The following is a 20,914-nucleotide window of genomic DNA, read 5'->3' as shown; positions in this document are numbered from 1 at the left end:
ACGAGCACCGCGAGCGCGGCGCTGAGCGGGAAAACGGTCCGGACAGACGTCGACTACCGGTGCGCTGCCAGGAACGGCAGGACGACGTCGGCCATCTCGTCGGGTACTTCCTCCGCGAGGTCGTGGCCCGCGTCGAAGACGTGCCCGGTGACGTGGTGGGCCACGAGCCGTGCCTGGGACTCGTTGCGCTCGCCGATGAAGGCCGAGCCGCCGAGCGCCAGGACCGGAATGTCCAGCTTCTTCCGTGCTGCCTGCCGGTTCTGTCCGGCGTCGGTGAGCATCGCCCGGTAGACGGCGAGCATCGCGCGGATGCCGCCGGGCATGGAGTAGCAGCGTACGTACTCCTCGATCGCGTCGGGGGTGGCGGTGTCGGGGTGGCTGCGCTCGTTCTTGATCATGTAAGTGATCAGTTCGCGTTCGTGCCCGGCGATCAGCATCTCGGGGACGTCGGGCTGGAAGTAGAAGCCCAGGTGCCACAGGTGCATGCCACTGGAGACGTTCTCGGGGGTGAGGGCCGTGTGGTCCTCGAAGCCGAAGCCGGGGAACAGGGCCTCGGCGAAGACCAGGGCGGTGGTGTGGTCGCGGTGGCGGGCGGCGAGCTGGTAGCCGATCACCGCTCCCCAGTCCTCGCCGATCACGGCGTAGGTTTCATGTCCGAGGCGGGCCAGCAGCTCGGCGATGTCGTCGCTCATCGTCGCGGAGTCGTAGCCGTCAGCGGGGCGGGCGGAGTCGCCGAGACCGCGCAGGTCGGGCACGACGACGGTGTGGTGGGGCGTCAGCTTCGGGACGAGGTGACGCCAGTGGTAGCCGGTCTTGGGTACGCCGTGCAGCAGCACCACGGCCGGGCCGGACCCGGCCGTCCGGTAGTGCAGACTCGTTCCGTTGACGGCGGCGCGGCCGGTGCGCAGGGGCGTTGCGGTGTGGTCGTACATCATGACGTGGTTGCCTCCTGTCGTGGGTGGGTGCGGTGGGTCGATGAGGCCGGCAGGCGGCTCGGACCGTCGGCGCTGATGGGGGCGCTGTCGTCGCGGCCGGGACGGGGGCTCATTTTCTTTAGCGAGCGTTACAGATTCGGGGCATGAGGACGTCCGGCCGAGGCCGGTGGGCCCTCAGTCGAGAGTGGTCAGCGCGATCTCCACGAGGGGTTCGAGGGTGGGCGCGTCCGGTGTGATCTTTGAGGAGATCAGCAGCCCGTTGAGGAAGGTGACCAGGAACGCGGCGACCGTGTGCGGGTCGTGCCGCGGCGCGATCTCGCCCCGCTCCGTCGCGGCCCGTAGCACCTCGGCCAGCGCGTCCCGGCTCGCGTCCTGCATGTCGCGCACGGTGCGCCGGGTCGCCGTATCCTGAGGCAGCCGCTCGCAGGCGGCGTTGACGGCCAGGCAGCCTTGGCCGCCGCTCCTGACGGCGATGCGGATCCGCTCCGTCAGCAGCGTACGGATCGCCGTGCGGGCGTCCGTCCCCTCCTCCAGGCTGCGCAGGGCGGCCGCCGCGAGGGTGGTGCGATAGTGCTCCAGCGCGGCCCGGTACAGGCCGTCCTTGTCGCCGAACGCGGCGTACAGGGACCCCTGCCCGATCCCCAGGTGTTGGGTCAGATCGCGCACCGAGGTGGCCTCGTAGCCACGCGTCCAGAACAGTTCCATGGCGCGGCCCACCGCCGCCTCGGTGTCGAACTCCCGGGTCCTTGCCATTCCTCCACCGTAACCTATCTGGATCGCTCGCTCAAGAAAAGCCGCTGCGGCGAGGTTTACGAACCCTCCGCGAACGCGGTGGCGTGGTCGGCGGCCCACTGGCGAAACGTTCGTGGTGCCGTGCCGAGGATGTCGGCCGCCGCGGTGGTGACGTGGGCGGGCTGTCCGACCGCCGCGCTCCACGCGGCGAGCAGCATGTCGACGACCGAGCTGGGCGCCGTACCCTCCGACAGTCTCCGGAACTCGTCCGGCGTCATCTCCTCGAATGCGATCCGGCGCCCCAGAGCGTCACCGATGATGTCCACCTGCGTGGCCTGGGTCAGCGATTCGGGGCCTGTGAGGACGTAGTCGCCTCCGGTGTATCCGTCCTGGCGGAGCGTCCGTGCCGCGACGGCTGCGACGTCGCGGTCATCGACCGGTGCCGTCTCGGCGGCACCGTAAGGCCACCGGACGACTTCGCCGGCCCGGATCGCGGGCGCCCACCAGGCCAGCGAGTTCGACGCGAGCATCCCCGGCCGGATGATCGTCGACTCGAGTCCGGTGGCCGCGATGAGCCGCTCGATCTCGGCGTGCAGCATGGCCATCGGGTTGGGCTGCTGGAAGAAGGGGTGCGGCGTCCGGTGCGGGGAGGAGAGGAAGACGACCCGCCGCGCGTGGGCTGCCAGCCGCTCGACGACTGCCGCGGCGGTCCGAGGCGGGGCGGTCCAGACGAGGAAGACCGCACCGGCGCCGTTCAGTGCCGGGTCGAGCGACTCGGGCACGGTGAGGTCGCCGGTGAAGACCTCGGCCTTCGCCGGCAGCGTCGCCGCCGCCTCGGAGCGATGGGTGAGGGCGCGGACCGGCATGCCGGCGTCGAGAAGTTGGTCGATGACGGCGCGGCCGACCCGGCCCGTCGCCCCGGTTACGAGCACCGGGGGAATGTCTGTCCGATTCATGCCGCCCATGAAAACGTTACCTGGTTAAAAAAGCAACTCGGTCATGAATGTTACGGTGGGCGGATGAGCGAGCCGACGGGACTGCGGGCCCGCAAGAAGGAGCGGACGCGCGACGCCATCGGCGACGCGGCCGTCTCGCTGTTCCTGGAGCGCGGCTTCGACCGCGTCTCGGTCAACGACATCGCCGCGGCGGCCGAGATCTCCAAGCCGACCCTCTTCCGGTACTTCCCCACCAAAGAAGACCTTGTGCTGCACCGGTTCGCGGACCACCAGGGCGAGACGGCACGCGTCGTACGAGACCGCGGGTCCGGCATCAAGCCGGTAACGGCGCTGCACCGGCACTTCCGGGCCGGCCTCGATCGGTACGACCCCGTCACCGGCCTCAACGACCACCCCGAGGTGGTGGCGTTCCATCGGCTGGTGTTCACCACGCCGAGCCTGGCGGGACGGCTCACGCGGTACCAGCTCGAGGACGAGGAGGCGCTGGCGGACGCCCTCGGCGAAGGCATCCAGGCACGCCTGCGAGCCGCCCAGGTGCTCGCGGTCCAACGGGTGCTCGCCCGGGCCAACTGGCAGAAGATCGCCGACGGTCGGACCGCCCACGACGTCCACCCCGAGGCCGTAGCCGACGCCGACCAGGCATTCAACCGGCTGCGGTGACAGGCGACGTCCGCGGAAGGGGTACGGCTGGTCGGGGCGGACTCCCGGTCGAAGAAGGCTCCGCGGCCCGGTGCGCGCATGGCCACGGGCCCGGTCAGGCCGCTTCCGCGGGTACCGGCGGCCACCGCCTGGTCGGAGACGGGCTTCCAGCATGGTCCCGATGTGGTGGGTACGGAGCCCGGGAGTTACCCCCGGCGCCGCCCCTGCCGTCGTCCTCGACGGACAGCACGAGCCGGCCCCCGCCACCGCGTGCCGTGACGACGGCGTGCCGGGCGCCGCTGTGCTCGGCGATGTTGGTCAGGGTCTCGGCGACCACGAAGTAGGCGGTCGCCTCGACGGAGGCGGCGCAGCGCTCGGGCACGTCCACGTCGATCCGGCAGGGCACCGCGCAGTTCGCGGCGAGACCGCCAGAGCGCGCCCGCGAGACCCCGGTCACGCCCGAGGCCCTCCTGGAGCCGGGCCATACCGGGCGTCAGCCCCAGGATGATGGCGATCCAGCCCACGCCCAGCAGCGTCACGGCGACGGCGTCCGGCCAGGTGTGCGCGTTTCCGATGCCCACGAAGGTGGCAGTCGCGCCCTCGGGTATGAACGTCCAGTACAGCGGCCGACGCCGTCCTCGCCCTTAGCGGCAGCCTCTACGCCTATGGCCGCCGGCCCGGAGGCCTGATGAACGAGCACACCCCCATGGAGGCCACCGGACGCAAGGGCCTCTTCCGTAAACGGATGGGGGAACAGGCCCTCGCCGGCGACATCCGCACCGTCGAGGTACGCGGCTCCGACTACATAGGCAAGGACGCGGCAGGCATCTACTCGCTTTCCATCAAGCCCGCCCTCGAGAAGGGCCGAGCCGCCTGGATCACGGGAAACCCGGTCGAGGAGAAGGACAGGGCGGTCAAGCACCTGACCCGTGTCGGCGTACGAGTGGAAGTGCGCCACCTTGTTCGGATGGGCGCGCACCAAGGTTGACGCGGTGGCGGGTTGCGTCCGTGGGTCTGCTGCCGCTGATTCGGGTACCGGAGGGGCGGCCGCTCGGGATCACCTGACCTGCTGGATCAGGTTGCTTCCACGACCCGGCCGAAGAGTCGGCCGGCGAGATCGACGCCTATGACCGCGCCGTTGTCGTCGCGGGAGAAGTAGCCGCGCTGCCCCTTGAGGCCGCCTTCGGTGACGATGTACTCGTCGCCGTCGCCGTCGCCGTCGCCGTCGCCGGGAAGGAAGCCGATGGCCGCGGCCAGGTAGCCGGGCGGCATCTCCTCCTCCGATGCTGCGCGGATCTCCGGCTTGATATCGATGGCCAGAGTGACGCGGGTGCTGTCGGTGACGATGTCGAGGTTCATGGCGTCGATCTCGTAGTGGCCGACGACCTGCCGGGCCTGCTCCTCGTCGTACGGGAGCGGCTCCGCCGCCTGCTCGACGATGCCGAGGTAGTGCTCGAGCGCCCACTTCACCACGGACTGGTTGAAGGGGTAGCCGTCCGGCCCGGCGTTGGCCAGGGAAACCACCGCGAAGTTGCGTTCCGGCACGATGAGCAGTTCGGCGAACTGGCCGTTGCCCGAGCCGCCGTGCCCGATGCGGTGGACGCCGTCCAGGCCGTTCAGGAACCAGCAGATGCCCATGCCGTCCCCGAGCGAGCTGGCGCGCAGCCTGACCGTCTGCTCCCGCATGCGGTGCAGCGCTGAGGCGGGCATGACGTCGCCACCGTCGCCGAGTTGGAATCGTGCCCAGCGCAGCAGATCGCTCACCGAGGAGGCGAGGCCGCCGCCGGGGTTGTCTGCGCGCGCGCCCTCCTTGAACGCCCCCCACGGCCGGGCGGGGCGCAGTTCGCCGTTCTCGCTGCGGTTGTAGCCCACCGCGAACTTGCGGACCATCACCTCGGCCAGGCCGTACACGGTGTCCGAAAGCCCCACCGGCTCCAGGACGAGCGAAGCCATGGCCTGCTCGAAGGGCAGGCCCGTGACCTTCTCGATGATCCGCCCGGCCAGGTTGTATCCGGCCTGGCTGTACGAGGCGCGGGCACCGGGCGGCGCGATCAGTGGCAGGTCGAGCAGCTTCGCCACGAGGCCGGCCAGGGAGCGGTCGCCCTTGCCGTCGTCGATCAGGTTCCAGTCCAGGCCGGCGGTGTGGTTGAGCAGGTTCAGGACGGTGATCTGCGCCGCGGCCCGCTCGTCGGCGAGCTTCAGTTCGGGGACGTAGCGCCGCACCGGCGCGTGAAGGTCCACCTTTCCCTCCGCGACAAGGCGCATCAGCGCGGTCGCCGTGAAGGTCTTGGACACCGATGCCAGATGGAACAGGGTCTTCTCGTCGACTGGCAGCGGGCTGCCAAGGCTCGTCACCCCGTGCGATGCGTAGATCTCCTGATCGTCCAGCAGCACCCCGACGGCGACACCGGGAACCGCGAACTCCTTGGCCCGTGCCTCGACGAAGTCCGACAGCTTCTTCTGCGACATCGTTTCCCCCAGAGACTTGAACTAAGTACGAGAGGGAGCGTAGGCCGCCATTTGAACAAAGTGCAAGCCTGTGCGTGAACTAAGTTCAAGTAGGGTGGTGGCCATGCCGAGAGACACGCTGACCCCGGAGCGGATCGTCCAGGCGGCCATCGAGCTGCTGGACGACGAGGGACTGGACGGCCTCAACATGCGTAGCCTGGCCAAACGGCTCGACTCGGCCGCCACAGCCGTCTACTGGCACATCAAGACCAAGGACGAGCTGGTCCGGCTCGCCGGCGATGCGATCTGGTACGAGATCGAGCAGCCCGATCTCGATGCCACCGACTGGCGTACGGCCGCCACCATCCAGGCCACCGGCATGCACGCGATGCTCAACCGGCACCCCTGGCTCGGCCAGGCGTTCGGCAGCCATCTCATGCACGGCCCCGGCCAGGCCCGCCATGACGATCTCAGTCTCGCCATCTACGAAAAGGCGGGCTTCACCGCCGCCGACGCGGACCGGGCAGCCGCCACCGTGCTCACCTTCGTGCTCGGCAGCGCACTCGGCCCCGCCGCGGAGGTATCACTGAAGCGTCGGCTGAGCAAGAACGGCGCAGATGCCGAGCAATTGATGACCGACGCCATGGCTCGCGCCACCGAGACCGCCCAGCAATACCCGCGGCTGCGCGAACGCCTCGGCACCCCAGCCGCCTCGCAGTATGCCGCGGCGCCCGACAGCACCTTCGAGTTCGGCTTCCAGTCCATCCTCGACGGCTTCGAGGCCCGCCTCACCGGCGGCGGCGTCGGCCCGAGTGACCCGCGCACGGACTGAACAGCCTGGCCCAGCCCATGGCTCTTTCCCGGCCTTGCGCCGACCCGCGTCACCCAGCCGCGAGCCATCGAATGGGACACCGACGTGGCCTGAGCGGCGGTGCGGACAACTCCGTACGTGGTGAAGCACTCAGGAGGGGTACGGGGACAACTCGCGACGACGAGGTCGCAGCGCGGGCCGCGGCGAGTCTGCTGAGGCGTCCGAGACCGCGGCCGCGCTGCCGGCGGCCGAGCGTGTCCGCTGCTCGAAGAAGCCGCGACCGCACCCACCCCCGGCGGTCTGCCCGGCCCACTGGCGGGCAGCCCATGAGGGACAGGACTGAGGCGGGGTCGGCCAGGTCCTTCGCCAACTGCTCGCCGCCGTCGGCGGCAGCGGCCCGCGGTTCTGCCGCTGCCTGGGCGAGCGCCGCCTTCGACTCCAGGCCATCATCGGTCAGCTCAACAGGGCAGCCGTGAACGTCTTGCGGTGGTCCGCCAGCCATGTCTGTATACGGTCCCAGCGTTCCCATCCACCAAGCGCGGCCAGCGCCTGGAGATAGACGGGGTCACCGTCGGCCACGCGGCGGGAGACGAAGGCCCGGCAGACCTCCGTGGCCTGCTCGATGACGCCGGGCAACTCGGCGCGGTTCCTCGCCGAGAGGCCATAGCTGTCGGCAAGGATCCGCAGCCGTGCGGGCGCATCCAGCCCGGAGGGGTAGAAGGCGGCTGCGGAGCCGGGATCGAGCACGGGCACCCAGTAGCGGGCGGTCATGGCGATGTCCCAGAGGGGACGGCCTGGGGCCGCCAGGTCGAAATCGATCAGGGCAGCGGCACGGCCGTCGCGGAAGACGACGTTGTCCGGGCAGACGTCGTTGTGGCACAGCATCGTTCCCCCCTCCGGGTCGGCCAGGTCCCGGGGCCACTCGGCATGGGGGTCGACCGCGACAGCCGTGCTGGTCTCATGCAGGCGCCGCAGCAGGCTCCCCACCGATTCGAGGGCAGCCTTCGTCATCGCCCAGTCCGGGAACGGCGGCAGAGCCACGTCGCCGGAGATGAAGGTCAGATGCTCGCGGCCATCCGAGGTGAGGCCGACAGGGGTCGGCGCCGCGTCGAAGCCGTGTTCCTTCAGCGCGAGGAGATGGGCGTGCAGGGCGCGCGCGTTGCGCGGCGCCGGGCGCTCAACCAGCGCACCCCGGCGGAAGACCGCCCCCGCGTTCATCATCCCGCCGACCAGGGCCTCGTCTTCAGCCGTCATGAGGATCACGCTATCGCCAGTGCGACCCCGCGCGGGCCGGGCCGCGAACTCGGCGCGAACAAGTGCTCGGCGCTCACACGCAAGATCGGGTCCACCCAAGCCATGCCGGTCAGGGACGCAGCCCAGGGGACCCGGGGAGCTCCCGGCCTACCCGCCCGACCCGCTTCCGACGGCACGAGGACACACGGCTTCATGCAGACGCCTCCCGCCGGGGCGGTGCCGGTCAGCGGACAGGGCGCCGGCACCCGGCCCGCCCCTGCGGCCAGGCCGGGTGCCGATGCCTCCTACCGCCGGTAGAACGTGACGGAAGGACGCCTTGTCGAACAGGGCGACCTTCGCGGATCTTGAACGGTGGAGAACTCCGTGATCCACAGGGGCCGTGTTCGCCCGCTTCCAGGGCCCACCACCGACGTCAACCAACAACTGAAGCTGGGACGATCCGGGCAATCGCCGGAACCCCGACGCGCACCCTGACGCACGGCGGGTTCTGCTCAGGCAGATGGCGAAGTCCGCTTTGCCGGACAAATCTCAGTCGCTCGCGCTGAGAGTCTGCCCAAGTGCGTCAAGAGTCACGTCGACGATGGCGCGCAACTGCTCCGTGCTTGTTCCGGCTCTGCTCATGACGGCGAGGGACTGGTTCACGGCCGCAAGGTGGGTCGCGAAGGACTCGGCCGCCTCGTCGTGCAGTCGGCCGGCCTTCAGCGCGGCGCGTAGCCGGGTGTGCTGGAAGCCGATTGCCTCCCGTGCGCGCGCCGCGACGCTCGCGCTCAGCACTGGGGTCGCCATGACGGTTTGGGCCACCAGGCATCCATCGGGCAGACCGGGGTCCGCGATGCGTTCCAGGGTGATGTCGAAGAACGCCCGCGCGGCTGCCAGGGGCCGGTCGGCGGCGCAGGACAACGCGGCGTCGTACTTGTCTCCGTAACGCGTGGTGTAGCGCTCCAGGCAGCGTATGAACAGCGTGTCCTTGTCGCCGAGGGAGGAGTAGATGGAGCTGCGGTTGAGTCCGGTCGCCCGGGACAGGTCGTCCACCGACGTGTCCGCGTAGCCGGCCCGCCAGAACTGGACCATCGCGGCGTCGAGCGCCGTGGCGATGTCGAACCGCTTCTTGCCTGCCATGCCGTGCCTCCCTCCCGCTCCGCCTTCTTGGTGGAGACCATCATCCCATCTTGAACCAATCAGTTCAAGATGGGTTAGGGTGAAGGCATGATCATGGCCGGATGCCCCGCAGACCGCACAGCGCAGCGACACGCGCACCGCGGGCTCGCGGTCGGCGCCATCGCGTTCGTCTGCACCGTTGTCATGGCGGGCGGAACACTGACGACGCCGCTGTACGTGCTGTCGGCCTCGCAATTCGGCTTCGGACCGCTCGCCACCGTTGTCGTGTTCATCGCCTACGCCGTCGGAGTCGTCGGCACCCCGGTCGTGGCCGGTGCCATGTCCGACGCCATTGGCCGCCGTCCCGTTCTCGCGCTGTCGCTCGCCCTCACGGCGCTGAGCACTCTGGGATTTGCACGGGCAGACGGCCTCACGGTCCTGCTGATCTCGCGTGTGCTGAACGGCGTGGCGACCGGGCTCATCATCGCGACGGCAACGTCGGCGATCGCGGAACTCGTGCGCGGGCGCAGGACGGCAGCCGTGCTGAGCACCGCGGCCAACATCGGCGGCCTGAGTCTCGGCGTCGTCGCCGCGGGCGTCCTGGCGCAACGCGTCACGGCACCGATCCACACCGTGTTCTGGTGCTACCTGGCGACGTGCGCCTTCGCCGGCGTCTTCTGGCTGGTCATCTCCAGCACCGTGCTCGCTGCTCTCATCGTGTCCGCTGCGCTCGTGGGACTCGCCCTCGGCCGCCGTACCGAATCAACCAGCACACGTGACGCTTCCAGCAGACCGTCGACACACTTCACACCAGTGGAGGAGAATTATGAATGACCCCGCAAGCGCCCCTCGTGTCTCCGGCAACCCGGTTCGCGACCTGCCGCTGCCTGACCTGGCCGGTTTCACCCACCGTTGGGTCGACGCGGGTGGCGTCCGGCTTCACGCGGTTGAGGGCGGTCAGCCGGACGGTCCAGCCGTCGTGCTGCTCGCCGGGTTCCCGCAGACCTGGTGGGCATGGCGCAAGGTGATGCCGAACCTGGCCGACCGATTCCACGTCATCGCGATCGACCTGCCCGGCCAGGGCCACTCCGAACGCCCGGACATCAGCTACGACACGCACACGGTCGCTGCGCACGTCCATGCCGCGGTCAAGGCGCTCGGAGTCTCGACATACTGGCTGGTCGCCCACGACATCGGCGCGTGGGTCGCCTTTTCCCTCGCCTTGAAGCACCAGAGCCGGTTGCGTGGCCTGGCACTGCTCGACGCCGGCATCCCGGGCATCACACTCCCTGACGCCATTCCGACCGACCCCGAGCAGGCGTGGAAGACCTGGCACTTCGCCTTCCACCTCGTGCCCGACCTGCCCGAGGCACTGCTCGCCGGCCGCGAACGGGAGTACGTCGGCTGGTTCCTGAAGGTCAAGACCCTCTCCTCCGACACCTTCGATGACGCCGAAATTGAGCGGTACGCCGCGTCCGTGGCCGCCGGCGGCGGTCTCCGTGCATCCCTGGCCTACTACCGGGACGCCGCCGAGTCGGCGCGGAAGAACCACGAAGCGCTGGAACAACAGCGCCTGACGGTCCCGGTTCTCGGCATCTCCAGCAGCCACGGCTCCATCCCCGACATGGCAGCTTCCATCAGGCCGTGGGCCGACCACGCCACCGGGATCGTCGTGCCGGACGCAGGACACTTCATCCCCGATGAACAGCCCGATGCCGTCGCTGCCGCGCTGACCGAATTCATCACCGAAGACGATTGAGACTCGGCGGAAGCAAGTGTGAGGACCGGCACCCGCGCCCCATCAGGAGCGCGAACAGCGCTGGGCCCACCGGGCTCCCGCCCGGGCCGATCCGTACTTTCGGTTGGGGTGGGCGGACTGGTTGGGGATGGCCTGGAACAGCAGACGGAGCGAGGTGTCCATGTCGCTCAACCCGGTGGGCAGATGTCGGGCCCCGATCGTCTTCTCGCGGATGGCGGGGTCGGCGGGGCCTGGGCGTCCAGGACGATGTCCTGGTGGTCGGTCTCGGCGGTGCGGGCCTCGTCGTGGATGAAAGGGGTGTCGGGGGTGCGGCGGAGTTTGTCGGCGACGAAGTGGTCGGTCTGAGCGATGCTGTGCTCGCCGAGTTGGCGGGCGGCGGTGGTGGTCATGGCGGAGGAGCGGAGGCGGCGGGAGAGCAGGGTGCAGCGGGGCCGCGTCGGCGACGAGCTGGTCCTGGGCCGTCGTCGCGGCGGCGGGCCTCGGCCAGAGCTCTGCCGGCCAGGGCGTAATGAGGCCGGGCACAGGTGCCGGACCGCGACGGGGCACGCGGCCCGGCACCTGAGTCCCGGAGGGGCGCCGCACCGCAGACGTGGCACGGAACCGGGTGTACGGGGTGTTAGAAGTGCCGCAGGCGCAGCAGGAACTGGCAGCCGCCGGGGCGTCCGTCGGTGTCGATCTTCACTGTGACCGGAGAGCCTGCGAAGACCGAGTGGGTCATGGGCGAGGCGTCCGAGCACTGGCCCGCGTCACCGTCGGCATAGAGCTGAACGTCGAGGACGATCCTGCCTGTCACGGCGAAAGTGAGGTTGCACCAGCCCGGCTGGCTGTCGGTGTCGACCCTGACCGGCGCCCCGAACACCGGGATCGGCAGCATCGGCACCGCGTTGACACCCAGGTTGTCCCCGCACTGGCCTACACCGCCGGCGCTGCGGGTGAGTTGGTAGCTGATGGAGGAGCCCGCGAGGGTGCCGTCCGGGTCGGTGACGCCGAACGCCAGCTGACAGCCGCCGGGACGGTTGTCGGTGTCGAAGCGGATGGCCTCCGTCCAGTTCGGCGAGGCGGCCCACTGCTCCCCGGTCCTCCCTTCACACTGACCCGTGCCGTCGGGGTTGAACTGGATGCCGAGCTGCGGTTCGGCGCTCAGCGGGGCGGCTTCCGACGCGTACACCGCTGTACTGGACAGACCGCCGACCATGAATGCGCCTGCGGCCAGGACGAGGGCCAGCGATCTGAGACGTCCGGTCATCCGTAATCCGCTCATACGGGAGTCTCCTCGGAATTGTGGGCGCGACGGCTGGGCCCGGCGCGCTGCTGTCGTGTGCCGACCGGCCGGCGCCCGGCTGGTCCAGACCGCAGTATGGGCTGCTGACACCCCACCTCTGTCGGCGTGAACACGCCAATCTTGGGGCCCCGGCCGAGGGGGTCGCAGGGGATCGGGGATCACCAAAGTTGATCTCGGTCAGACTTCCTGGACTTGCCCCTACTGCGGCAGGCAGAGACCCGCTTCGCCGCGCAGTGCCGACTGCTAGTAGCCTGTCGCGGCTTAAAAAGACGGAACTGCGTCCTCACCTGACGAAGTGCTGGACCATCCCGCCACGAGTAAACGGCCAGTTCGCGGCTATCGGATGGAAAGACGTGCTGGCCGTCTGTGCCCGGCCCTATGACCCGGCGCGCGTCCGCTGGTGTGCATGGACGAGAAGCCGTACCAGATGTCTTCGCCTCGCCAAGGGCGCTGGGCCCCGCCCCAAGCAGCTCGCGCGTGATTACCATCGCATCGAACACCTCGACTCGGCGCTCGGCCAGTAGCCGCTGCACTGCAGCCATCCCGCCGTCACCGGTCAGTAGCGGCCGACACTCGTTGACGAGAGCCTCAAGCCGAGCCGTCCTCTCCGGATACAGCCCGCTGCTCGCCAACCCGTCGCCCCTCCATCGTGTGCCTGCCCTTTCAATCTCCGGGCGGTCCAATGTCCGGACTCGTCTTCGTACCGTACGACCGAGATTGAGCCTCAGCCGAAAGCTTCCGTTCAATGGCGCACCGCGCGCTCGGGCGGGATCCCTGGCCGGTCCTTCGGCAGCAGCACGCGCAGGGCACCCGGCCGGATTCCGCACAGGACGGGGAGAGGAAGCCGCACCGCTTCGCCGTCGATGCCCGCGTTCAGATACTGCGCATCACCGTGCAGTGTGATGCCCGGAGCGGACCAGGTGACGGCCCCTTCGTCCGCCGGGCCGGCACCGCGCTTGTGCTGTCGCAGTTCGCCGCGCAGGTGCCGCAGGAGATCCGGGGGCGCTTGAGACGGGCGCTTGAGGACGATGGCGCCCAGCTGTCCCGTGGTGAGTGAGAAGCGACGCCCCAGCCAGCGCGGTGTGGCCAGGTGGTAGGGGTTGTTGGAGATCAGCACCACTTGCGGGAACTCGACGGTCCCCCATGGTGTGTCCACGCGGGCCTCGACCCACTGCTTGCCCTTGACGTAGTCGGGCGCCACCGCGGCGAAGGCGCGCGGCTTGTCCTCCCGGTACCCGGGCTCCAGCAGGGCGTCGGCGTACATACCGATAGAGACGTTGTTGACGAAGACACGCGGGCCTAGCACCCCCAGGTCCACCTGCGCGGGCTCACCGTCGACCAGAGCGTCCAGCGCCCGCCCCGGATCGCGCAAATCGAGGCCCAGGTCCCGGGCGAAGTGGTTGCGGGTGCCCGCCGGGACTACGACCAGCGACCGGTCCGTGTCGGCGGCCACCGCGGCGACCGCCGACACGGTGCCGTCGCCGCCCACGGCCCCCAGCACCTGCGCACCCTCCTCGACGGCGTTCCTCGCGAGCGACGTCGCATCCCCTTCCGCGCTGGTCGTCCAGACCTGGGCTCCCATGTCCTCGGCCCGCTGTACGAGGCCGTAACGAGCCGTCTTGCCGCCGCCCGAGCGTGGATTCGCCACGATCACAACCTGGAAGCGTGTCCGAGTGCCGGCCATTACCGCACCCGCTCTCGGCGTTCAGGCCGACCTTCGGCGGCCCTGTTGACGTAAGACATCGGTCGCCTCCCGGCGGCGTGACCGCGGCATCGGTCGTCAGTGCCGGTTGGCGGCACACCCGTGCGCTGCGGCAGCCGGGCAGATGGACGGCGCAGACGCCCGGTATGGCGCGTGCCGCACGAGCGGGTCGCCGGAGTCTGCCCGCGATCAGTGCTGGGGGTGCGGGCGGTGGAACAGGGGCCGCCGCTCGGCGGCAGTGCCGCCAGGAGCGAGGCGACCGACTTCGACGCGCATCCTGATGGCCTGGAACACCTCGACCACCCCCAGGACCACGGCCATGACGCCCACCGCCAGGGTGAGTGCGGCGACCGAGGCGAACGGCGAGACGATCAGCACGATTCCCGCCACAGTGCTGATGATCCCGTAGAACAACTGCCAGCCGCGTGCCGGCATGTCCCGGGCGGAGGCCGCCGCAGCCGTCACCATGATGCCGCGCAGCAGCCAGCTGAAGCCGATCCACAGGGCGAGCAGGAAGATCGACTGCAGGGTGCCCCGGAAGCAGATCAGCCCCAGCAGGACGGAGAGCGCGCCCGTGAGGAAGTGCAGCACCCGAAGATGCCGGGGGACGTGCGTACCGAAGGCGGCGGCCAGCTGGAAGACGCCGGTGGCCAGCAGGTAGATGCCGAAGAGTACGCCGACGACCCGCAGCGTTTCCGCAGGCCAGGCGAAAACGACGACGCCCAGGGCGATGGTGGCCAGGCCCGTGGTGAGCAGGATCTGCCAGCCCATGTTCGCCAAGGCGCCCAGGTCTTCGGTCAGGGGGGCGTTTTGTGGCTCGGTGCCGCGCGCGGGGCCAGTGCCCGAGGAATCGGAGGGATAAGTCATGCCGCTGCCTCCTCCTGGAAGAGCACGGTCGGGTCGTACACCTCCATCTTCACCCAACCGGGCCTGTTTCACCTGGCGGAGGTCTTCGCAAGCCCGGTCAGGAACGGCCGCGGCGGCGCAGCAGTCCGCGCAGCCGCGCCCGCGGCGACGGCCCGTCCCCGCGCGGGTAATGCCGGCGAAGGCCGCGAGCACCGGGCGACGGTACCGCTCGGCGGTGGGGTACGGGATCCCCCACCAGGACCGCACCCCCGGTGCAGTCGGGGCAGGGGATGCGGTGGCGGTCATGGGGCGCCCTTCCGGTGGGGGGCGAGTGTCTCGCGTGGTGTGACAGCAACTGGTCGCTCGCTCTCAAAGCATTCCGTGGGATGCGACAAATCGTCGGGCGGGAAGCGGTCACCTGATGGTCACCAGGTGACACTTCTCTACTTTCTTCCTCGCGTGGCCCCGGTTGCTGCAGGCAGGGCGGGGCGGCCTGAGGGCTGCCGACAGGGGCCCGCTGGGCCTTGAAAAGCGAGCCGAGCGGGAGCAGTACGGCGACACCGATGACGAGGGTCGCGTGGTTTCCCCGTGACGCCGAGAAGAAGGCACCCCCGAACGCGAAGCGGCTTCAACGCATCTACGCGCTCTCGCATGCCATCCTGCGCGCCATCTCACACATAAAGACAACTCGTCCACGGCGGCCCGCGGATCACCGTCGAGGGTTGTGAGGCACTCGTCTTGGACAGACGGCTCCTGCCTCCGGCGGGGATTCAGGTCTGCGGGGTGATGCGCCGCAGGAGTTCCGGGGTCGTCTCGGTGATGTCGGCGTACCCGTCGAATCGAGCACGGAGGCCCTGATGGTTGTCCCGATTCCGTCGTACCTGTTGCCGCAGCGCCTGGAGCACGTTCAGCAGTTCGCGGACGCGTCCCGGCTGCGCGCGGCGCTGTACCCGTCGCCGGAGCCGCCGCCCGTCCGGCGCCGCCCGCTCACGGCAGTACTTTGGCGGCCGGCCGATCCCGTGGCGCACCGCGCGGGGCCGCCGCCGGGGATGAGCGGACACGGTGAACTCCACCGCGCGCCCGGTGCACGGCCCGCTGGCCGGATGGGAGTGGAGTCCACCCGGAGGGTGGAGACCACGGTGGTGCGCATCGCGTGGCCCCGCTCCGGGCGCACCATCCGGTGGGGGAGTGCAGGACATCCCGTCCCGACTTGATCTTGCCTTGGCGCAGGCGCACTTGACCGGAGGGGCTGGATCTCTGTCAACGAGCGGCCGCCGAGGAGACACTCTCTCCCTCACCCCTCGTACGCAATTATTCAGACATTTAAAGACAATTTTGACCTTCTTGTGATTCTTTGCGGTGTTTGCCTCCATCGGGCGCGCGGGACGCGTAGGTTCTCGATCTGGTTCGGGAAGCGTTGCGACGCGCCCGGGCTAGCAACTTCTTTCATTGGGGGAGCGGGACGCGTCCTTGCCGGGCTGCAGACATGGAGCGACGTGGCTGGAGACCTGCGGGAGGAGTAGCGGTCCGCCTGAACTGGAGGGGAAGCCACATGCCCGATATCGATCTTGGACTGGCGACGGACTGGGACGAGGGCGACACCCACGGCCGTGTCAAGCTGCGGCAGAACCAGACCTACCCGAACTCGCCCAAGAAGGACGTACTCATCAGCTCGCCGGTGAGCATCGAGCTGTCGGTGAACACGAACTACTCCACCTCGCAGGATGCGGACAAGATCTACTTCACGACCCACCACGGCTCCACGAAGAAGGTCATCGCGGTACTCGACTCCGACGAGCCCAGGTAGCTCCGCTACAAGGGCTTCCGGCCGCCTTGCGATCACACGCACCGGACGCCGCTCCTTGACGGGCAAACCTTGCCGGTCGCGGCACTAGAAGGGCAAAGACAGCCCACTGTTCCTCGGGTCATCAGCTGGGCCAGTTTCGGAAGGGCTTGAACGGCACCCAGCCGTTCAAGCCCGGCTGACGAACCAAGGGGGGGCGGTGGCAGACTCGGTCACCGCCCCCGCCTCTACCAGCACGTCGTAGCGGCCGGGACGGTCTACACCCTCGTGATCACGACCGACGACGGGGTTGCCCTGGCCACCGAGTTCGGGCGGTTCCCGGGGTCCGCGCCCTGTACGCCCCGTGCCCCGGCGAACCTCGCACACCCGGCCCGGGTGTGAGCTGCCGCTTCTGCTACTCGGGCGACACGCCCTGAGCCTCGCCCCGACCACGGCAGGCCCGAGCGCTGTTCGCCCCCCCCCGGCCGGCTTACCTACGACCGGCCCTCGGTCAGCTGGCTGGCGGTGTTCTCGATCCACAACAGCGTCCACCACCCGACTTCGGCCTGCCGTCCGGGCTCCGCGCCGGCGTACCGGCCTTCGGCGTCGGCGCGGATGTTGGCCGCGAGAGTGCGCAGGTCCTTCTGCAGTCCCCGCCGCCGAGCCGTGTCCATGGCCTTGCTTATCTCGTCAGTAATGTCACCGGGTCGGAGCTCGCTCATCGCCTCACCGGTGGCCAGACCGACCACGGTACCGACCACGGCTGGCCGGCGGGACGCAGCCGGGGCCCGCGGCGCTACGAGCCGGGCGCCTGGCGCAGGTCCAGGAAGCAGCGCGCCGCACACCGGGCTCGCCGGGCTCCCGGGTCGTACGGTCCGCCGGGGCGATCGCGCATCGTGCGGCGAGCAGCTTCTGGACCGCGAGCGCGGTTTCGTCATCGGCGGCCGCGACCTCCACCACGGCCAGGCCCGGCACCGCCCCATGTGCGTCATTGATCTGTCTCACGCACAGCACGAGTCCCGACATCTGCGGAGTTCTCCAGCCGGGCGTCTTCACCGCGCGCCGTCCATGTGCCGCTTCCTCGGAGTAGTCCTGATTCTCCGTGCCGGGGTGGTCATTTCTCTGCGTCGCGGACCAGGAGTGCGATCTGTACCCGGTTCTCGAGCGGCAGCTTGGCGAACAGGTTGCCCACGTGTGCTTTGACGGTCGCGATGCTGATGTGCAGCCGCTGGGCGATCTCCGGGTTGCCCAGTCCGTCCGCGACCGGGGCACAGGGGAGGATCGACAGCGTGACCGAGCAGGACGAGGGCCGCAAAGGCGCCCTCGACCGAGGGCTGAGCATCTTGAACCACCTCGCCGATGCGTGTGAGGCGTCCACGGGCGAGCTGGCCGCCGCCGCCGACATCAGCCGCAGCGCGGCGTACCGTATCGTCGAGAAGCTCAGCCACTACGACTTCCTGCACGCCACCACGAACGGCCGCTGGCGCCTCGGTCCGGCCGCGGCCCGGCTCGCCATGGCCGCTGTCCACTCCACCGATGTCGCCGACGTCGCACCGGAACTGCTGCGGGTCCTGGTCCAGCAGACCCGCGAGACTGTCAGCCTCGGCGTCCTCAGCGGCGACGAAATGGTGTTCATCTACCGTGAACGCGGCCCTCAGTCGGTCAGCGTCAACGCCGAACTCGGCGCCCGCCGGCCACTGCACGCCACCTCGGTCGGCAAGGCATACCTCTCCGGCCTGGACCGTCGCGAAAGGGCCGACTTGCTCCGCACTCTTCCGCTGACCCCGTTTACCCCGCAGACGCTCACCGCCGTCGAAGAACTCGAAGACGACATCGCCAAGGCCCGGAGCCGGGGATGGACAGAAGAGCACGGGGAGTTCGACCTCGCGAGCGCCTGCTGCGGCGCTCCCATCTTCGACCACACCGGCCGTGTCGTGGCTGCCATCAGCGTTGCCGGCCTGAAGGACCGCGTCGAGCCCGCCCTGAACCGTCTCGGCCCTCTGGCCGCCGCCACGGCGGACGCCGTCTCACGCCGACTGGGATACAACCCGTCACCGACGAGCGCAGAGCGTATCCGCTGAGCTTGTAGGCGCGCGGCGCCGAGCTCACTTCTGCCGCGCTCGCATGTTCCCAGAGCCTGGTGTGTGAACTTCGATCGGATCGTTGTTGAGCCGACGCGTCGCGGCTACCGCGCTGTCCTGGTTCCCGTGTGAGACAGCCTGCGGGATGGCGCTGTGCAGCCGCGCCGCGTGCGCCGGATCCCGGGCCGGGTGGGGGAGGTGCGCTAACCAGAAGCGGTGGTGGAACTTCTGGGTGAACCGCCTGCGCCCGCGCTCGCGAGGCATCCCTTACCGGTCACGGCGGAAGCCGTTGCGGGTGCTGTTTGCTACGACGGCAAGCCGATGGCCGCCGAAGCGACGCCGGGCGCGTTCTGGCGGGGTCTGCGGTTGCCGGTCGTGGACGGAACCTGCTGGGATGTCGTCGGCAGCCCGTGCCGGCGATGGCGCCCGCAGCCAGGACGAGCTGGTCGCGGACGGCTTGCCGGGCGATGCTGAGCACCGATCGTGGCCCGCGGGAGGACCAGCTGCAACGTGCCGTCGTCGCGGTAATCCGTGCCGGCGACGCACCGTGGGTCACGGCGTTCGCCGCGGAACCGGAGAGTTTCACGGCGAGCACCCTGCGCGGCGTAGTCCTTGCCCATCTGGCCGTCCCTGTCTGACTCGCGCGAGGTCGCCGAGGCCAGGAGCGACTACGAACGCGTCGTCGGAGCCTTGCTCCCGGTGGTTCGGCTCACGGCGTGCGAGTCGATCGGTGAACCGGGATTCTGGCCCGGGCCGGACGACTGTGCCAACGTGCTCGTGATGACCGGACGCCTTGACGGGAACGGCGCGTTCCTCGCACTGCCCGAGGAACGCGCCGCCTCATGGCCGTCGTTCCGCGTCGGCGCATACGGTGGTGTGCTGCGACCGGGGACAGACCGTGTAGTTCACGTCTCGGCGTGCGCTTGCGTGGCGAGTCGACGCACGGTTCGGGGAGCTGACGTCCGGCCCCGACGCGCCTGCCCCGGGCTGCCCGTCATCCGCTCGCGAGCGAGTCCAGCAGCCAGTCCCGGCGTACGCACTGCTCCAGTGCGAAGGAGTCGGCCAGGGCGAGCACGTGGTCGTCGCCGAGGTCCCGGAAGAGTTCGGCGTACTCCTGGACCAGGGGCTGGCCGAGCAGGATGTGCCGCAGGAGGACGTCCATCCACTGGCGGGTGCTGAAGGGCCGCGCGGCGAAGTCCGGGAACTCGGTGGTGATGAGTTGTTCGAGAGGCTTGGCCAGTTCGCGGATCTCGCCTTCCGGGGATCCCCATGCCTCCGCGCCCAGGCGGTGTTTCTTCGCCATGAACTCGGCGAAATGACGGTGGTAGGCGCTGTCCGGCGCGATGTGGACGAGTCCTTGCAGGCCGACGTCCTTGTAGGTCCAGATGGTCCAGTTCGCCTCATGCCGTCGGTAGATCTCCAGCTGGTCGGCGAGCAATTGCGCGCACTGTTCGTCGCGCATTGGATCACCGGTGTAGACGGGGCCGAACTCGCCGACCCAGATCGGGGTGCCGGTCTTGCGCATGTAGGCGGTGCGGCGGAGGAAGGCTTCTTCGACCTGTTCCTTGTCGATCCGGGTACCGTCGGTTTCACCGGGGTAGCCGCTGCTGCGGGCGAAGCCGGCGCGTGCGTAGTCGTGGCAGGTGTAGACGGCGTTCTCGATGGGCTCGCCGAAGAGGTCGAAGTCGGTGGAGTAGTGGTTGCCGTCGAGGAAGAGGATGTGGTGCGGGTCGACCGCGCGGATCGCGTCGGCGAGCCGGTCGTAGAAAGCGGGCAGCACGGACCGGACTCGTCGGCGGGTTCGTTGATCGGGTTGTAGCCGGCCACCCAGGCGTTGCCCTTGTAGCGGTCGGCGATGGCCTCCCACAGGCGCACCACCCGGTCCTGGAAGTGCGGATGGCCCCAGAAGAACGCGAGGTGGGTGGGGTTGTCGGAGTGCCACTGGTGGTTCTGGGCGCCGGGCAGGGAGTGCAGGTCGATGATGGTGTAGATGCCGTGCCGTGCGCACAGATCGATCACTCGGTCGAGCTGTGCGAAGCCCTCCTCGCGGATCTCGAACGGGCGGGCGTCGTCCTCGAAGTGGCGGTAGTTGACCGGCAGGCGCAGGCAGTTGACGTCCTTGGCGGCGAGCAGCGCGGCGTCGGCCTCGTCGAAGAAGGCCGTCAGGAACCGGTCGAAGAACAGGCCGTAGCGGCGGTCACCGATCACCTTCCGTACGGCGGAACGCATCGCGGCCTCATTGCCCGGATAGCCGGTGATGAAGTTCTCCATGTTCATCCAGCCGCCGAGGCCGACGCCGCGGAGCCGGACCGGGGTGCCGTCGTGCGTCTCCAGCCGGGTGCCGGAGACCCTCAGCAGAGGGTTCGCGGGAGTAGTGCTGGGATGAGAGGGGCCGGAGGAGAGTGTCGTGGCCAAAACGGCGGATCCTTCGTGATGAGGTGACGGATGGGTTTGCGGTGGTACTGCGCCCTCAGGCCGGGGCGGACTCGTCTCCGCCGGCGACGAAGACCTGTACGTCCCAGGCGCTCAGGCGCAGTGCCGTGCCGGCGGGTACTGCGGTGCGGTCCAGCGCGTCGGGCAGTGTCACC

Annotated in this window: 20 protein-coding genes and 4 pseudogenes; 7 read left to right on the top strand and 17 right to left on the bottom strand. The window is 69.3% G+C overall.

From position 1 onward, the window contains the following. Positions 1–53: 53 nt before the first annotated feature. From IG02_RS0100120 to IG02_RS0100110, 3 genes are all read right to left on the bottom strand, one after another. Entirely contained in the window at positions 54–935 is an 882-nt protein-coding gene (locus IG02_RS0100120; RefSeq protein WP_030739880.1) for an alpha/beta fold hydrolase, read from the bottom strand. A 174-nt stretch (positions 936–1,109) separates the two neighbouring features. Then, positions 1,110–1,688: a TetR/AcrR family transcriptional regulator gene (locus IG02_RS0100115; protein ID WP_030739877.1), complete on the bottom strand. Its 579-nt coding sequence runs from the start codon at positions 1,686–1,688 to the stop codon at positions 1,110–1,112. Between the two features lie 56 nt (positions 1,689–1,744). Beyond that, positions 1,745–2,623: an SDR family oxidoreductase gene (locus tag IG02_RS0100110; RefSeq protein ID WP_234314550.1), complete on the bottom strand. Its 879-nt coding sequence runs from the start codon at positions 2,621–2,623 to the stop codon at positions 1,745–1,747. 63 nt (positions 2,624–2,686) lie between these two features. Here IG02_RS0100110 and IG02_RS0100105 point away from each other — a divergent pair, with 63 nt between their 5' ends. Continuing rightward, positions 2,687–3,283 (top strand): TetR/AcrR family transcriptional regulator, encoded by a 597-nt coding sequence (locus IG02_RS0100105; RefSeq protein WP_030739871.1) that lies wholly within the window; start codon positions 2,687–2,689, stop codon positions 3,281–3,283. A gap of 94 nt (positions 3,284–3,377) precedes the next feature. Here the strand turns inward: IG02_RS0100105 and IG02_RS0100100 are convergent. Then, positions 3,378–3,888 (bottom strand): annotated as a pseudogene (locus IG02_RS0100100) (hypothetical protein); the annotation flags it as partial. Between the two features lie 62 nt (positions 3,889–3,950). Between IG02_RS0100100 and IG02_RS0100095 the strand changes: the two are divergent. After that, on the top strand, positions 3,951–4,250 hold the full coding sequence (locus IG02_RS0100095; RefSeq protein WP_030739865.1) for a hypothetical protein: 300 nt from the start codon (positions 3,951–3,953) through the stop codon (positions 4,248–4,250). 86 nt (positions 4,251–4,336) lie between these two features. Here the strand turns inward: IG02_RS0100095 and IG02_RS0100090 are convergent, their stop codons facing one another. Next, positions 4,337–5,731 carry a serine hydrolase domain-containing protein gene (locus IG02_RS0100090; RefSeq protein WP_030739863.1) on the bottom strand — a complete coding sequence of 465 codons (1,395 nt, stop codon included), beginning with the start codon at positions 5,729–5,731 and terminating at the stop codon, positions 4,337–4,339. A 103-nt stretch (positions 5,732–5,834) separates the two neighbouring features. On the opposite strand from IG02_RS0100090, the gene IG02_RS0100085 reads away from it, so the two are divergent. Continuing rightward, a complete protein-coding gene (locus IG02_RS0100085) occupies positions 5,835–6,542 on the top strand; it encodes a TetR/AcrR family transcriptional regulator (RefSeq protein ID WP_030739860.1) in 708 nt (235 codons plus the stop codon). 432 nt (positions 6,543–6,974) lie between these two features. On the opposite strand, the gene IG02_RS0100080 is transcribed toward IG02_RS0100085, so the two are convergent. Together IG02_RS0100080 and IG02_RS0100075 are read right to left on the bottom strand one after the other, a co-directional pair. Further along, entirely contained in the window at positions 6,975–7,775 is an 801-nt protein-coding gene (locus IG02_RS0100080; RefSeq protein ID WP_030739857.1) for an aminoglycoside phosphotransferase family protein, read from the bottom strand. 528 nt (positions 7,776–8,303) lie between these two features. Next, entirely contained in the window at positions 8,304–8,894 is a 591-nt protein-coding gene (locus IG02_RS0100075) for a TetR/AcrR family transcriptional regulator (protein WP_030739847.1), read from the bottom strand. A gap of 87 nt (positions 8,895–8,981) precedes the next feature. On the opposite strand from IG02_RS0100075, the gene IG02_RS0100070 reads away from it, so the two are divergent. Then, positions 8,982–9,707: an MFS transporter gene (locus IG02_RS0100070; protein WP_030739844.1), complete on the top strand. Its 726-nt coding sequence runs from the start codon at positions 8,982–8,984 to the stop codon at positions 9,705–9,707. Further along, positions 9,700–10,632, top strand: coding sequence for an alpha/beta fold hydrolase (locus IG02_RS0100065; RefSeq protein WP_030739841.1), 933 nt, complete (start codon positions 9,700–9,702; stop codon positions 10,630–10,632). Before IG02_RS0100070 ends, IG02_RS0100065 begins: the two co-directional genes overlap by 8 nt. Positions 10,633–10,746: 114 nt before the next feature. Here the strand turns inward: IG02_RS0100065 and IG02_RS0100060 are convergent. From IG02_RS0100060 to IG02_RS41285, 5 genes and pseudogenes are all read right to left on the bottom strand, one after another. Next, positions 10,747–11,063 (bottom strand): annotated as a pseudogene (locus tag IG02_RS0100060) (asparagine synthase-related protein); the annotation flags it as partial. A gap of 185 nt (positions 11,064–11,248) precedes the next feature. Then, positions 11,249–11,893 carry a hypothetical protein gene (locus IG02_RS0100055; protein WP_234314549.1) on the bottom strand — a complete coding sequence of 215 codons (645 nt, stop codon included), beginning with the start codon at positions 11,891–11,893 and terminating at the stop codon, positions 11,249–11,251. Between the two features lie 763 nt (positions 11,894–12,656). Continuing rightward, entirely contained in the window at positions 12,657–13,562 is a 906-nt protein-coding gene (locus tag IG02_RS0100050) for a diacylglycerol/lipid kinase family protein (protein WP_234314548.1), read from the bottom strand. 243 nt (positions 13,563–13,805) lie between these two features. Then, a complete protein-coding gene (locus IG02_RS0100045) occupies positions 13,806–14,483 on the bottom strand; it encodes an HdeD family acid-resistance protein (RefSeq protein WP_030739834.1) in 678 nt (225 codons plus the stop codon). A 749-nt stretch (positions 14,484–15,232) separates the two neighbouring features. Further along, complete coding sequence (locus IG02_RS41285) at positions 15,233–15,523, bottom strand: hypothetical protein (RefSeq protein WP_158712212.1); 291 nt, start codon at positions 15,521–15,523, stop codon at positions 15,233–15,235. Positions 15,524–16,014: 491 nt separating this feature from the next. Here IG02_RS41285 and IG02_RS0100035 point away from each other — a divergent pair, with 491 nt between their 5' ends. Beyond that, a complete protein-coding gene (locus IG02_RS0100035; RefSeq protein ID WP_030739829.1) occupies positions 16,015–16,269 on the top strand; it encodes a DUF6342 family protein in 255 nt (84 codons plus the stop codon). Positions 16,270–16,739: 470 nt separating this feature from the next. Here the strand turns inward: IG02_RS0100035 and IG02_RS0100030 are convergent, their stop codons facing one another. From IG02_RS0100030 to IG02_RS0100025, 3 genes and pseudogenes are all read right to left on the bottom strand, one after another. Further along, a complete protein-coding gene (locus tag IG02_RS0100030) occupies positions 16,740–16,967 on the bottom strand; it encodes a hypothetical protein (RefSeq protein WP_158712211.1) in 228 nt (75 codons plus the stop codon). Between the two features lie 4 nt (positions 16,968–16,971). After that, positions 16,972–17,271, bottom strand: coding sequence for a DUF6207 family protein (locus tag IG02_RS42380; protein ID WP_234314547.1), 300 nt, complete (start codon positions 17,269–17,271; stop codon positions 16,972–16,974). An 88-nt stretch (positions 17,272–17,359) separates the two neighbouring features. Next, a pseudogene (locus IG02_RS0100025) lies at positions 17,360–17,509 on the bottom strand (helix-turn-helix domain-containing protein); the annotation flags it as partial. 25 nt (positions 17,510–17,534) lie between these two features. On the opposite strand from IG02_RS0100025, the gene IG02_RS0100020 reads away from it, so the two are divergent. Further along, positions 17,535–18,326, top strand: coding sequence for an IclR family transcriptional regulator (locus tag IG02_RS0100020; protein WP_051764201.1), 792 nt, complete (start codon positions 17,535–17,537; stop codon positions 18,324–18,326). A 994-nt stretch (positions 18,327–19,320) separates the two neighbouring features. Here IG02_RS0100020 and IG02_RS41985 read toward each other — a convergent pair. Beyond that, positions 19,321–20,106, bottom strand: coding sequence for a glycoside hydrolase family 5 protein (locus IG02_RS41985; protein ID WP_199813925.1), 786 nt, complete (start codon positions 20,104–20,106; stop codon positions 19,321–19,323). A 65-nt stretch (positions 20,107–20,171) separates the two neighbouring features. After that, positions 20,172–20,555: pseudogene (locus tag IG02_RS43760) on the bottom strand (glycoside hydrolase family 5 protein); the annotation flags it as partial. Positions 20,556–20,914: the final 359 nt, after the last annotated feature.

This window comes from Streptomyces sp. NRRL F-5135, assembly GCF_000719775.1.
In the GTDB taxonomy this organism is placed as follows: Bacteria; Actinomycetota; Actinomycetes; order Streptomycetales; family Streptomycetaceae; genus Streptomyces; species Streptomyces hebeiensis.
The sequence above is the reverse complement of the archived record's forward strand: the minus strand, read 5'-3'. Positions and strand labels throughout refer to the sequence as shown.

Bases quoted from the DNA above. Each gene is read 5' to 3' on its own strand.
- IG02_RS0100085 (WP_030739860.1), top strand. From the start codon at position 5,835: ATGCCGAGAGACACGCTGACCCCGGAGCGGATCGTCCAGGCGGCCATC.
- IG02_RS42380 (WP_234314547.1), bottom strand. From the start codon at position 17,271: ATGTCGGGACTCGTGCTGTGCGTGAGACAGATCAATGACGCACATGGG.
- IG02_RS0100065 (WP_030739841.1), top strand. From the start codon at position 9,700: ATGAATGACCCCGCAAGCGCCCCTCGTGTCTCCGGCAACCCGGTTCGC.
- IG02_RS0100095 (WP_030739865.1), top strand. From the start codon at position 3,951: ATGAACGAGCACACCCCCATGGAGGCCACCGGACGCAAGGGCCTCTTC.
- IG02_RS0100030 (WP_158712211.1), bottom strand. From the start codon at position 16,967: ATGAGCGAGCTCCGACCCGGTGACATTACTGACGAGATAAGCAAGGCC.
- IG02_RS0100090 (WP_030739863.1), bottom strand. From the start codon at position 5,731: ATGTCGCAGAAGAAGCTGTCGGACTTCGTCGAGGCACGGGCCAAGGAG.
- IG02_RS0100070 (WP_030739844.1), top strand. From the start codon at position 8,982: ATGATCATGGCCGGATGCCCCGCAGACCGCACAGCGCAGCGACACGCG.
- IG02_RS0100105 (WP_030739871.1), top strand. From the start codon at position 2,687: ATGAGCGAGCCGACGGGACTGCGGGCCCGCAAGAAGGAGCGGACGCGC.
- IG02_RS0100110 (WP_234314550.1), bottom strand. From the start codon at position 2,623: ATGAATCGGACAGACATTCCCCCGGTGCTCGTAACCGGGGCGACGGGC.
- IG02_RS0100035 (WP_030739829.1), top strand. From the start codon at position 16,015: ATGCCCGATATCGATCTTGGACTGGCGACGGACTGGGACGAGGGCGAC.
- IG02_RS0100045 (WP_030739834.1), bottom strand. From the start codon at position 14,483: ATGACTTATCCCTCCGATTCCTCGGGCACTGGCCCCGCGCGCGGCACC.
- IG02_RS0100055 (WP_234314549.1), bottom strand. From the start codon at position 11,893: ATGAGCGGATTACGGATGACCGGACGTCTCAGATCGCTGGCCCTCGTC.
- IG02_RS0100075 (WP_030739847.1), bottom strand. From the start codon at position 8,894: ATGGCAGGCAAGAAGCGGTTCGACATCGCCACGGCGCTCGACGCCGCG.
- IG02_RS0100115 (WP_030739877.1), bottom strand. From the start codon at position 1,688: ATGGCAAGGACCCGGGAGTTCGACACCGAGGCGGCGGTGGGCCGCGCC.
- IG02_RS0100080 (WP_030739857.1), bottom strand. From the start codon at position 7,775: ATGACGGCTGAAGACGAGGCCCTGGTCGGCGGGATGATGAACGCGGGG.
- IG02_RS0100120 (WP_030739880.1), bottom strand. From the start codon at position 935: ATGATGTACGACCACACCGCAACGCCCCTGCGCACCGGCCGCGCCGCC.